Source organism: Hymenobacter sp. CRA2 (assembly GCF_002007105.1).
In the GTDB taxonomy this organism is placed as follows: Bacteria; Bacteroidota; Bacteroidia; order Cytophagales; family Hymenobacteraceae; genus Solirubrum.
On the sequence record NZ_MVBC01000002.1, the window covers coordinates 413828 to 425827 of the forward strand.

At 65.1% G+C, this 12000-nt stretch carries 13 protein-coding genes; 6 read left to right on the plus strand and 7 right to left on the minus strand.

Annotated elements, in window-relative coordinates; genetic code table 11:
• Positions 1–29 precede the first annotated feature (29 nt).
• Positions 30–1547, plus strand: a complete 1518-nt coding sequence (locus tag B0919_RS05510) for an APC family permease (RefSeq protein WP_078011217.1) — start codon at positions 30–32, stop codon at positions 1545–1547.
• 80 nt (positions 1548–1627) lie between these two features.
• On the opposite strand, the gene B0919_RS05515 is transcribed toward B0919_RS05510, so the two are convergent.
• Entirely contained in the window at positions 1628–2317 is a 690-nt protein-coding gene (locus B0919_RS05515; protein ID WP_078011218.1) for a carboxypeptidase-like regulatory domain-containing protein, read from the minus strand.
• A 232-nt stretch (positions 2318–2549) separates the two neighbouring features.
• Complete coding sequence (locus B0919_RS05520) at positions 2550–2969, minus strand: hypothetical protein (RefSeq protein ID WP_078011219.1); 420 nt, start codon at positions 2967–2969, stop codon at positions 2550–2552.
• Positions 2970–3150: 181 nt separating this feature from the next.
• Here B0919_RS05520 and B0919_RS05525 point away from each other — a divergent pair, with 181 nt between their 5' ends.
• The 4 genes from B0919_RS05525 to B0919_RS05540 all read left to right on the plus strand — a co-directional run bounded on the left by B0919_RS05525 (position 3151) and on the right by B0919_RS05540 (position 7277).
• Positions 3151–4494: an NAD(P)/FAD-dependent oxidoreductase gene (locus tag B0919_RS05525; RefSeq protein WP_078011220.1), complete on the plus strand. Its 1344-nt coding sequence runs from the start codon at positions 3151–3153 to the stop codon at positions 4492–4494.
• Positions 4495–4501: 7 nt separating this feature from the next.
• Complete coding sequence (locus B0919_RS05530) at positions 4502–4738, plus strand: hypothetical protein (protein WP_078011221.1); 237 nt, start codon at positions 4502–4504, stop codon at positions 4736–4738.
• A gap of 124 nt (positions 4739–4862) precedes the next feature.
• Positions 4863–6215: a 4Fe-4S binding protein gene (locus B0919_RS05535; protein WP_078011222.1), complete on the plus strand. Its 1353-nt coding sequence runs from the start codon at positions 4863–4865 to the stop codon at positions 6213–6215.
• Positions 6216–6335: 120 nt separating this feature from the next.
• Complete coding sequence (locus tag B0919_RS05540) at positions 6336–7277, plus strand: formylglycine-generating enzyme family protein (protein WP_176132868.1); 942 nt, start codon at positions 6336–6338, stop codon at positions 7275–7277.
• Between the two features lie 9 nt (positions 7278–7286).
• Here the strand turns inward: B0919_RS05540 and B0919_RS05545 are convergent, their stop codons facing one another.
• The 5 genes from B0919_RS05545 to B0919_RS05565 are packed head-to-tail and all read right to left on the minus strand — an operon-like array spanning position 7287 to position 10630.
• Positions 7287–7565: a SemiSWEET family sugar transporter gene (locus B0919_RS05545; RefSeq protein WP_078011224.1), complete on the minus strand. Its 279-nt coding sequence runs from the start codon at positions 7563–7565 to the stop codon at positions 7287–7289.
• An 8-nt stretch (positions 7566–7573) separates the two neighbouring features.
• Positions 7574–8467 (minus strand): hypothetical protein, encoded by an 894-nt coding sequence (locus B0919_RS05550; protein ID WP_139361930.1) that lies wholly within the window; start codon positions 8465–8467, stop codon positions 7574–7576.
• 33 nt (positions 8468–8500) lie between these two features.
• A complete protein-coding gene (locus B0919_RS05555) occupies positions 8501–9499 on the minus strand; it encodes an alpha/beta fold hydrolase (RefSeq protein ID WP_078011226.1) in 999 nt (332 codons plus the stop codon).
• A gap of 26 nt (positions 9500–9525) precedes the next feature.
• Positions 9526–10065, minus strand: coding sequence for a hypothetical protein (locus B0919_RS05560; protein ID WP_139361931.1), 540 nt, complete (start codon positions 10063–10065; stop codon positions 9526–9528).
• Positions 10066–10069: 4 nt separating this feature from the next.
• Entirely contained in the window at positions 10070–10630 is a 561-nt protein-coding gene (locus B0919_RS05565; RefSeq protein ID WP_139361932.1) for a hypothetical protein, read from the minus strand.
• A gap of 191 nt (positions 10631–10821) precedes the next feature.
• Between B0919_RS05565 and B0919_RS05570 the strand changes: the two genes are divergently transcribed.
• Positions 10822–11970, plus strand: coding sequence for a glycoside hydrolase family 43 protein (locus B0919_RS05570; RefSeq protein WP_078011229.1), 1149 nt, complete (start codon positions 10822–10824; stop codon positions 11968–11970).
• Positions 11971–12000: the final 30 nt, after the last annotated feature.

Below are 12000 nucleotides of genomic sequence, written 5' to 3' on the forward strand. Positions count from 1 at the left end.
CGGGCCTCATTCTTCACTCCCCTCCTCGCATGAGCGAACAACAAGGCCACTTTCAGCGCGCCATCGGGCTGTTCGACGCCATTATGATCGTGACCGGCAGCATGATAGGCTCCGGTATTTTTATTGTCTCGGCTGATATTGCGCGGCAGGTCGGCAGCAGCGGCTGGCTGCTGGTGGTCTGGCTGCTCACCGGCGTCATCACCATGGTGGGCGCCATCAGCTACGGCGAGCTGGCCTCCATGTTCCCCAAAGTGGGCGGGCAGTACGTGTACCTGCGCGAAGCTTTCGGCAAGCTGGTGGCCTTCCTCTACGGCTGGTCCTTGTTTCTCGTCATCCAGACCGGCGTAATTGCGGCCGTGGCCGTGGCCTTTGCCAAGTTTACCGGCGTGCTGCAGCCCTGGTTCAGCGTCAACAACATCCTGTTCGAAGCGCCGGCCGTCGACCTGCCGCTGGTAGGTGAATACAAATTCACCTTCAGCAGCGTGCAGTTGCTGGCCATCGTGCTGATTATCGGCATCACGGCCATCAACGCCCGCGGCGTGCGCGCCGGCAAGCTGATTCAGAACGTGCTGGGCTCCACCAAGCTGGTAGCTCTGGCCCTGCTCATCATCGGCGGGCTGCTGCTGGGCATGAACGCCGAGGCCGTGCAGGCCAACTTCCACGATATGTGGACGGCCGTGCGTCACCCGGCGCCCGGCGCCTCCTTCCTCCCTTTGCCTCTCGACTCCACCGGCTTGGTCATTGCCATCGGCATGGCCATGACGGGCTCGTTGTTCTCGTCTGACTCCTGGAACAACATCGGCTTTGCCGGTGAGGAAATCGTCAACCCCGAACGTACGCTGGTGCGCAGCATGGCCATCGGCACGGCCATCGTGACGGCCCTGTACATCCTCTCCAATATCGTATACCTGCTGGTGCTGCCCCTGCAAGGCTCGCCGGAAGCCACCACGCTGGCGGGCCGCGGCATCATGTACGCCACCGATGACCGCGTAGCCACGGCCGTGGCCGAGCACGTGCTCGGCGCGCCGGGCGCCATTGTCATGGCCGTGCTCATCATGCTCAGCACCTTCGGGGCCAACAACGGCATCATCCTCTCGGGCGCACGCGCTTACTTCGCCATGGCCAAAGACGGCCTGTTTTTCCCCGGCCTGGCCCGGCTGAACCCGGCCGGCGTACCGGCCCGCGCCCTGTGGGCCCAGTGCGTGTGGGCCTGCCTGCTGTGCCTGAGCGGCTCGTACGGACAGCTGCTCAACTACGTGATGTTCTCGGTGATTCTGTTTTACGTCATCACCATCGTGGGCATTTTCGTGCTGCGCCGCACGCGCCCCACGGCCCCGCGCCCCTACCGCGCCTGGGGCTACCCGGTGCTGCCGGCCATCTACGTACTGCTGGCCAGCATGTTCTGCCTTATCCTGCTCTTCGCCCCCGACACGCGCGAGTTTTCGTGGCGCGGGCTGGTGCTGGTGGCCCTGGGCGTACCGGTGTTCTTCCTCTTCGGCAACCGCTTTGCCGGCAGCAGCGAAGCTCCTACGCCGCCGGCTCTATAATTTAGTCCATGACCTAACACAACGGGCCGCTTTCCTCCTCGGAAAGCGGCCCGTTGTGTTATTGCAGATGGCTACCCGACTTAGCGTCGGCGGCCGCGGCGGCCGTTGTCGCTCGGCAGCAAGGTCACGTTGCCCGCCTGGCTGCCGCGGGTGCGCACTTCCTGGTCCTGGTAACCGCCGTAGCCGTACACCAGGCTGTTGTCGCCGGCCGGGGCTTCCACGGAGTAGTTGCCGTTCTGGTCGGTGCTGGCAATTTTGTTGGTGCCTTTCACGAACACGGTGGCACCGGCCAGCGGCTTGCCGTTTTCGTCGAGCACCCGGCCGTTCAGGGTTACGTTGCGCGGAGCTTCCTCCGCGGCGGGGGCAGCCGGAGCGGTGGGCTCCTCACTAGCTGCGGCGGGCTCTGCCATAGCTACCGGTTCCGCCGCGGCGGCCGCAGGAGCCGCTGCCCGGGCAGAAGCCGGCTGCATCATCGGTCTGGCCGCTACGGGTGCTTTGGCAGCTTTGTCGGCTGCTGCGGCTTCGGGCGCCGGTGCTGCTTCTTCGGTGGGGCGCGAGGCTACCACGCTGGCGCCGGTCAATTCGAAGGTGGGCATCTGCCCGTTGGCAATGCGCTGGCGGTTTTCGGCCGGCACAAAGGCAATGGCGGCCCCGATGAGCAGCACCGCGGCCCCGGCAATCAGGCCTAGTTTCTTGTTGCCAGAATCCAGCGAGGCTTCGTCGTTGTCGACTTGCTCGTCGGGCAGAACGGGTTGGTAGTTGTCACTCATAGGCGCAAAAAGTACGGTGGGAGTACGGAAGAGAAGGTAGGCGGAAAAGAGCTTGGAAGAGCCTGACCAATCGGCAAACCGGTCACGAGGCGCTTCTTCGTCCCTAAATATATCTTATTGGTATCGGAATATTGCAATACCTGAAAAAAATCAACTTTAAGGCGCAAAAAAACCGCCCCGGCGCCCTCCTTTACAGAGACGCCGGGGCGGTTTCGTTAGGCTGGCCGCGGGGTTAGTCCTGCGCCGGGTTCGAGCCGCCGGTGGGCTCTTTGGCGCCGAAGGGCTGCTCGCGGGTGCGCAGGCTCTGCTCGTGGTCAAGTTCGTAGCTGCCCTCCACCTCGCGGCCGGGCCCTTGCTGCTTGCCCGGGTCGTCCACGTGGTTATTGGCGCCGTAGGGCTCGGTGTCGCTGCCGCCGATGTGCAGGTTTTCCAGGCTGTTGCCTTCCCCGGCCGGGCGGGAGTAGCCGCGGGCCCCGGCGTTGCGGTAGGCCGTGGGGTCTTTGTCGACGTCGGTGTTGTTGTTGACGATCTGCTCGAAGTCCCGTTCGGCTTCCTGCTGCTCGTCGCGCTTGCCGATGGGCTGGTTGCGCTTGATTTGCTCGTTTTCGTCGTTTTGGGTGCCTTCGGTATTGAGGTTGAGCGGAGTTGCCATGATGGGTAGGACTAAGTGGGTTTGTCAGAGGGCTGTACGCAGACCGCGGGCTCCGCGTTCGAACCACGGCCCGGCGTTCCGGTTTCACGTAAGCCCACCCAGCCCCAATCCAAGCCCGGCGGAAAACAGTACGTTTGGCCTGCGGGCCTGGCCCTTCCTCATTCTTCTCCTTACTCTTTCGATGCACCTGGTCATCATCGGCAACGGCATTGCGGGTGTCACCTGCGCCCAGACCGTGCGCCGCCTGCAGCCCGAGGCGCGCATCACCCTCGTCTCGGACGAAACCGCGCACCACTTCTCGCGCCCGGCGCTGATGTACCTGTACATGGGGCACCTGCGCTGGCCCGATGTGAAGCCCTTCGAGGATTGGTACTGGTCCGAAAACCGCCTGGAGCTGGTGCACGACCGCGCCACCGGCCTCGACGTGGCGAGCAAACAGGTGCATCTGGCCGCCGGCCCCTCCCTCGCCTACGACGCGCTGCTGCTGGCCACCGGCGCCACCACGCGCTACTACGGCTGGCCTGGGCAGGAGCTGGCTGGCGTGCAGGGCCTCGTATCCCTGGCCGACGTGGAGCTAATGAGCCAGCAGACGACGAACGTACAGCAAGCCGTGGTGGTGGGTGGCGGCCTCATCGGGGTGGAACTGGCCGAGATGCTGCGCAGCCGCGGCATCGGCGTCACCCTGCTCGTGCGCGACCGGCACTACTGGGGCTCGGTGCTGCCGCCCGAGGAAGCGGCGTTGGTGGATGCCCAGCTGCGGCGCCACGGCGTGCAGGTGCGCTACGGCACGGAGCTGGCCGCGGCCCTTGGCGACGCGCAAGGCCGGGTGCGGGCCGTGCGCACCAGCGGCGGCGAGGAGCTGCCCTGCCAGTGGCTGGGTATTGCTACCGGTGTCGAGCCCAACCTGGCGCTGACCACCGGTACACCCATCGAAACGGACCGCGGCATCTTAGTCGACGACTGGCTGCGTACTTCCGCGCCCGACGTGTACGCGGCCGGCGACTGCGCGCAGCGGCGGACGCCCCCGCCCGGCGAGGCGGCCATCGAGCCGCTGTGGTACACCGGGCGCATGCAGGGCGAAACGGTGGCCCACACCATCTGCGGGCAGCCCACCGCTTACCGCCGCGGCCCGTGGTTCAACTCCGCTAAGTTCTTCGACCTCGAATACCAGACTTACGGGCAGGTGCCCGCCCGCCCCGTAGCGGGCCAAACCAGCTTCTGGTGGCAGCACCCCGGCGGCCATTGCGGCCTGCGCCTGCACTACACCGACGATGCCCAACAAACGCTGCTCGGCGTGAATGCCCTGGGCCTGCGCCTGCGCCACGACGTGTGCGACCAGTGGTTGCGCGCTGGTGCCTCGGTGCGCGCAGTCATTGAGCAGCTCGGCGCCGCTAATTTTGACCCCGAATTTTTCCCGCAGCACGAGCCGGCCATTGTGGCCGCCTTCAACACGCACCACCCCAACCACCCGCCGCTGACCCTGCGGCGCCGCAAGGGCCTGCTGGCCCGTCTGCTCTCTGTATAACCTAGCCATGGCCGACAAACCCGACTACCGCAAGCTCTACCACCCCGGCGCCTTCAATGCCTGGCAATACATTGCCTTCACGGGCATCATCATGACGCTGGGCGCCCAGCTGATTCTGGCCGTCATCAAGCAGCCCAAACCCGAGGGCTTCCACTGGCTCTACGCCGTATGGGCCGGCGTTTTCGTGCTCGGCTCGCTGAGCAACCTCTACGGCAAGCCCGACGACCACCATCACCACCACTAATTAAGTAGCGCGGCGCGAGGCCGGCCAAGCAGCCGCTAAAGCCAAAGCGCATCCTCTGCTTCCCGAGCTTACGAAGTTTCGCGTCAGCACCCAACCCTGGCCCGCGCCACACTCCTTCCATACCATGACCGCCTTTGCCGCCTATTCCGATCAGCCCCTGGCCTACCCCACTCCCGAAACCTCGCCGACCGAACGCCTGTGGCTGGCGCTGGTGACGCTCGGCCTGCTGGCGGTAGCCGTGGCCGCGGCGGCTCCGGCGGGCCTGCGCGAGCCGGCCTTCTGGGCCGGGCTGGCGCTGCTGAGCGCGGGCACGGTGGGCTGGAGTTGGTATAAGTTTGGGCAGCGCCCGGCCGGCGTGCACCACCATTACCTGTGGGCCCGCAGCAGCACCTCGCGCGGCGCGCTGGCCTGGATGGCCGGTATTGCCCTCACCGGCTTCTACGTGGTGCTCTATTGGTGGCCCGAGTACCTGGAAAACCTCATCCGCCCCCTCGATGGGCTCAGCCAAGCACTGCGGCGCCGGCCCGCCGACCAGTGGTTTCTCTACGGCACCTTCTATACACTAGCCGTGCTGCTGCTGGGCGTGCGGGCCCTGCTGAAGTACCGCCATTCGCCCTACCACCGGGTGCGTACCCTGTCGGTGATGTTCTTTCAGCTGGGCTTGGCCTGGCTGCTGCCCGGCGTGCTGCTGGCCCTGCAGCAGCCCGAGTACTACTTCAGCTACTTCTGGCCGCTGAAGTACGATTACCTGTTTCCCAGCGGCGTCAGCTCTTTGCTCCAAAACGGGCACTTGGGCGTATTCATGGTGTTCTGGGGCGCGTTGATGTCGCTCGTAGCCACGCCCGTTCTCACGTACTTCCTCGGTAAGCGCTGGTACTGCTCGTGGGTGTGCGGCTGCGGCGGCCTAGCCGAAACTGCCGGCGACCCGTACCGTCACCTCAGCGACAAACGCCGCGAGGCCTGGCGCTACGAGGTGAGCATCGTGTACACCGTACTCGGCTTTATCGTCGTGACCACGGCCTTGCTCTGGCTGAACACGCTCTGGCACGGCGAGTTGCTGGGCCGCCTCTCCGACGAGTTTTCCCGCACCTACGGCTTCGTTATCGGCTCCATCTTCTCGGGCGTGGTCGGCGTGGGCTTCTACCCCATTCTGGGCAACCGCGTGTGGTGCCGTTACGGCTGCCCCATGGCGGCCTACCTGGGCCTGCTGCAAAAGCACTTTTCACGTTTCCGCATCACCACCAACGGCGGCCAGTGCATCAGCTGCGGCAACTGCTCCAACGTCTGCGAAATGGGCATCGACGTGAAGCAATACGCCCAGCGCGGGGAGCCCATCATTCGGGCGGCCTGCGTGGGCTGCGGCATGTGCAGCACGGCCTGCCCGCGCGGGGTGCTGAACCTGGAGAACGGTCCGCGCGAAGGACGCTACCAGCCCTCCACGTTTATCCACGCGGAGAGCCTGCGGATTCTGTCGTAATTCGCAGCAATACTAACCCTGGCTGTCCGGATGAGGCTTTTTCGTTTGCTGTGCCCGCTGAGCGCGGCGTTGTTGGTTAGTGGCTGCGCGGTACGCACGCCCAGCAGTGCTTTCGATGGTATGTACAGTACCACCACGGCCCAGCGCCTGCTTCCCGGCACCGGCGCAGGCACTTACAAGGGCTACCCCGATGACCGGGTGTTGGAGTTTCGCCCCGGTGCGGCCGGCTGCGCCACCGGCCGCGTGCAGCCCCCGCGCAAAGCCACGCCGCAGTCCGACCTGCCAATTATGCCCGGCATCGTGGCGGTCAGTGGCACGCTGGGTATCGACGAAGCCGAAATTCCCAACCAGGAGTGGCAGCAGTACCAGCGGCACCAGGAGCAGGCCGGCGTCAAGGCCGATTTGCTCTTGCCGGCGGCTGCGGCGCTGCCGGTGCCGGACTATTACACCGATCCGTTTTACCGGTATTACCCGGTGGTCGGCATCAGCCGGGAGCAGGCGCTGGCGTTCTGCCGCTGGCGGGGCCGCGTGGTTACCCGGCTGCTAAATGAAAGCCAACACACGCCCGACTCGCTCAGCGCCAACTACATCCGCTGCGAATTTCGCCTGCCTACCGAGGCAGAATGGGAACAGGCCGCGGCGTATAGCACCACTACCGCCGCCTGCCAGGAACTGCCCGTGCACGCAGCCCCCGATGCGGCCGCGTACCTGAAGCGGCGGTCGGGCAGCGGCCAGGATGTGACGCGCATCAAGGCGGATATCGAAGCTTACAACCGCCGCCAGCCGGTGCGCTCCGTCATCAACTACCAGCAGGCTGACCCATATTTTCTGCAGCTAGCCACGCCAGTCTACGTCTACCAGGGGCCGCCCAACGTGGCGGGGCTGTACCAGATGCTGGGCAACGCGGCCGAAATGGTGCAGGAGCCGGGCATCACGAAGGGTGGCAGCTACCGCGACCCGCTCGATGCGTGCACTCCGAAAGCTCGGGGCTCGTTTAGCGGCCCTGCTCCTACCGTGGGCTTCCGCTGCGTGGCCGTGGTCAGCCGCCCCAACCGCCGGTAACCGCGCCGACTATCGGCCCGCTTTGTATGCCCCACCAAATCGCAGCTTGAACACCACCAACGTCAGGGTGAACAGCAGGTTGATGCTGTTGCCAAACAGAATGGGCACGTCCCGCTGGTAGGCGCCGTACACCAGCCACAATACCATGCTGCTGGCCGATACGGCCAGGGTACCCACCGACAAATCTTGCACGGACCTCGTCCGCCAAGTGCGCACCACCTGCGGCAGAAACATAATGGCCGACAACGAAGCGGCCACTAGCCCAAGGATACGAACGGCATCGAACATATTGACCCTTACGGCAACCAGGGCACCAGCGGCCCGTCGGTGCGCAGCCAGGGGCGCAGCTCGGCGTAGGTAAACGAGTAGTCCCGCTCGGGTTCGGCAGCCTGAATGACGTGCGGCAGGCCGAACGAGTAAGCCAGCGTCAGCCCGCGCCGGGTCACGGCAAAATCGTCGAAGCGCGGCTCGTTGGCCTCAAACGTAACCTGCTGTTTGGCGGCGTTCCAGTGCAACAGCGCGGGCAGCTCTGCCGCCACGGCCGAATCGCCCAGCGTTTCCACAAGGTCGGCGCGGAGGTGCGCGGCTACGCGCTGGCTGATGGCCGTGCGCCAACGGGTGCGCAGGGCGGTGGTGTCGCGCACCAGGTCGGCTACGCGCAGCCGCCGCCCGGTGCGCGTGTCAAACACGAAGCAGCGAGTGTCGGTGTAGGGGTATGCGCCAAGGTAGTCACTGGTCAGGGCGAGTGTCAGCACGCCGTGCTCGTTGCAGACCACGTTATAGCTCAGGCTTGTCAGTCCCTGCTTGTCGTTTTCCTGGTATTCGCGCAGGCAGCGCTGCACTGCTTGCCGGGTCGATAACTGCAACCAGTCGGCTTCCATCCAAAAGCTGGCGGCCACGATGGCCTGATTGAGGCGGGCGGCCACTGCCGCGTCGGGTAGCTGTACCTGCGGCAGCTCGAAACGGCCCTGTCCCTCCGTTTCGTCCTCTTCCTTGCCGGCCGCCACAGTCACAACCTTTACTGGCGCTGCTGCAACCGGCTTGGCTGGGACCGACGGCCGGTCTGCCGAGTCGGCGGCGAGGAATTTATCGGCGGTAGTTGCAGCGGCTTGCTCATCGGCCTGCGGCTGACAGCCCAGCAGAGCACCAGCCCACAGCAAATGGAGCAGCGCAGCGGAAGAAAAACGCATCGGGACGGCGGAAAATGCGGCAAATAACGCGCGCTACTTCAAAAACGCCAGCAGGGCGTTGTAGAACTGCTGCGGCGCTTCCAGGTGCGGAATGTGCCCGATTTTGTCCAGCGCCACCAGCTTGCTGCCTTTGATGGCCTTGGCCGTGCGCTGCCCCAGCGCCGGGTACTGGCCCATGGCGTCGCGCACCTTGGCGTCCTGAATGAGCCCTTTGCCCACCACCGTGCGGTCGGCCTGCCCGATGATGAGCAAGGTGGGCACTTGCACCCGGTCAAACTCGTAGCAGACGGGCTGCTGGTAGATCATGTGGTAGGTCAGGGCATTGGCCACGGCTACGTTGGGAAAATCGGGGTGGCGCGTCTGGGCCACCAGCGGCAGCAGCCACTGGTCGTGCGCCTGGGGGTAGCCGCCCGGGTAGTAGGTCGCGTGGTACTTCCGGATGCTTTCCTCGGTGGCTTTCAGCTCCGCAGAAGTCGATTCGAGCACCGTCTGGAAGGGGACGCCGCGGCGGTAGTCCTCCAGCCCGATGGGGTTTTCGAGCACCAGCCGCTCGGTGGCGGCGGGGTACTCGATGGCGAAGCGCGTGGCCAGCATGCCGCCCATGCTGTGGCCCACCACCACGGCCTGCTTCACGCCGAGCGTGTCGAGCAGCTGCCGGGTGTTGCGGGCCAGCTGGTGAAAGGAGTAGTGAATATTGGGCTTGTCGGACTTGCCGAAGCCAATCTGATCGGGCACCACCACGCGGAAGCCGGCCTTGGTCAGTGCCTCCACCGTGCCGCGCCAGTACGCCCCAAAAAAGTTTTTGCCGTGCAGCAGCATTACGGTGCGGCCGTTGGCCTTGCCGGCGGCGGGCACGTCCATGTAGGCCATGCGCAGCGGCTGCCCCTCCAGGCGCAGCGACAGGTACTTCACCGGGTACGGATAATCGTAGTTGTCGAGGGTGGCGTTGAGCATGTTAGGCACGGCCGACTGGGCCGTGGCGAGGTGCACGCCGAGCAGCGCGGCCAGCACGAGGAGAAGCAAACGGGGCATCGAGGCGAAGCTTGGTTTGCCCCGAGTTACGCAGAATTGGGAGTTTCGGCCGCCGCAGCCGCCTCGGGCGCCTGGCGCAGGGCCACCATCTGCTGGATGGCGGACCGAATTTCAGGCAGGTAGTCCAGGTAGAAGTAGTGGAGCACATCTTCGCCGTAGAACTGGATTTCGAGGTAATCTTCGTCGGTATCCCAGTCCCACTGCTGCGCAAAGCTTAAGGCCGCGTCGCGGGAATCCCGCGACGTTTGCCCGGCTGGCAGCACCCACTTCCCGTCGAGCATCACGGCTTCCAGGGGCGCCCAGTAGCGAGGCCGAATCAGCCAGCTGGCCCCTATCACCTGCACCCCGCTGGGCGTAACGGTGATGCGGCAGTACATAACGTAGATGATGTACAGACTGGCCGCCAGCAATACCCCGAGCCAGGTAAGCGCCCGCCAGGCAAAGATGGCAAAGGCAAAACCCTGCGTGACGGCCATTAACAAGGCCAACCCGCCCAGGATGCCCGGCAACCCGGCCCAGCGCCGGAAGGTGACGCGCGGCTCCCGCGGCCGCTGAGCCCAGCGCACGGGTTTACTGGTTTTCTGCCGCCCGCTGCCGCAGCATCAGTTCCAGCGTGCGCGTCTCTTCGTCGCTCCACACCACGCTGCGCACGTCCTCCACCTGCAGCACGGTGTGGCCGTCGGGCTCCCCAAACGGGGTGTACACTTCCAGCAGCAGCTCGTCGTCGGTGAGGCGCACCACGTAGCCGTAGGGGTCGTTGCTGGAGTTGGTGGTGACGAGCTGCACCAGCTGGTGCGCATCGAGGGCGCGCTGCAGCAGGGCTGGCACCGAGAGGTAGTGCTGCTCCAGCCCGTCGGGGGCCGAGGGCAGCCCAAACACGGCGTCGGGGTTGTGCTCCTTGAACTCGATCAGGCGGATGTACTTATCGTCGAAGTGCACCTGCGTGACTTCGTGCAGGCCGAGGCTGCGTACGCCGGTGAGCATGCCCTGGCGGGTGATGGTGCGCAGCAGCACCAGGTCGGGGTTGTGGCTGAGCACGTAGCCCAGGTACAGCTCGCCGGCGGCCTGCAGGGCCACCACGCGCCGGGTGCGCTGGGCGCGCTGCAGCATATCGGTTAATAAAGCTCCCATCGGAAACGATTCAGACGCCGCACGGGCGGGCATAATTCGGCGCAAGGTATAGCACTGACGGCATTTATGCCGCTTTTTGTCCTGGCTGCGAGGCCCTTCTTTACAGCTCATCCGGAACCTATCCATATAGGTCGTTTTCCGGAACCAGCCGCTGTTTTTTGCGGAACAGACCCACCACCTATCTACCTGCCATGCTCGTCCCCCGCCTCTCGAAGGCCCAACTGCTCGGCCTCGCCGGCCTGCCCCTGCTGCTAGCCGGTGCCGCTTGCCAAAGCAACTCCGCGAATCAGGAAGCCGCCAACGCGTCGGCCGCCCCGGCCGATTCAACCCAGCAAACGGCTGCGGCCAAGCCCACCTTCCTCTCGAAGCCGCTGGTCAGCAACATGTACACCGCCGACCCCTCGGCCCACGTGTTCAACGGCCGCATCTACATCTACCCCTCGCACGACATCGACGCGGGCATCCCCGAAGACGACAACGGCGCCCACTTCGCCATGCGCGACTACCACGTGCTGTCGCTGGACAGCGTGGGCGGCAAGGTGACGGACCACGGCGTGGCCCTGGACATCAAGGACATTCCCTGGGCTGGCCGCCAGCTCTGGGCGCCCGACGCGGAGTTTAAGAATGGCACTTACTACCTGTATTTCCCGGTGAAGGATAAGCAGGACGTGTTCCGCCTCGGCGTGGCCACCAGCACTTCGCCCACCGGCCCGTTCAAGGCCGATCCGAAGCCCATTGCCGGCTCGTACAGCATCGACCCGAACGTATTCACCGACGCCGACGGGCAGAGCTACCTGTACTTCGGCGGCATCTGGGGCGGGCAGCTGCAGCGCTGGCGCAGCGGGCAGTACGACGCGAAGGTGTCGCCCAACCAGCCGGCCACAGAAGTGGCGTACGGCCCGCGGGTGGCCCGGCTGAGCAAGGACATGCGCTCCTTTGCCGGACCGGTGACGGAGGTGAAGATCCTGGACGAAAACGGCAAGCCCCTGCTGGCCGGCGACACCAAGCGCCGTTTCTTCGAGGGCGGCTGGTTGCACAAGTACAACGGCAAGTACTACTACTCCTACTCCACCGGCGATACGCACCTGCTGGTGTACGCTACCGGCGACAAGCCCACCGGGCCCTTCACCTACCAGGGCGTCGTCCTGAACCCGGTGCAGGGCTGGACCACGCACCACTCCATCGTGGAGTTCAAGGGCAAGTGGTACCTGTTTTACCACGACACGGAAATGTCGGGCAAAACCCACCTGCGCAACGTGAAGGTGACCGAGCTGAAGTACCGCCCCGACGGCAGCATCGAAACCATCGACCCGATGAGCGGGGCCACGGCCAGCCGCTAGCCTGCTCACCAACGCTACCTTATGCAACAG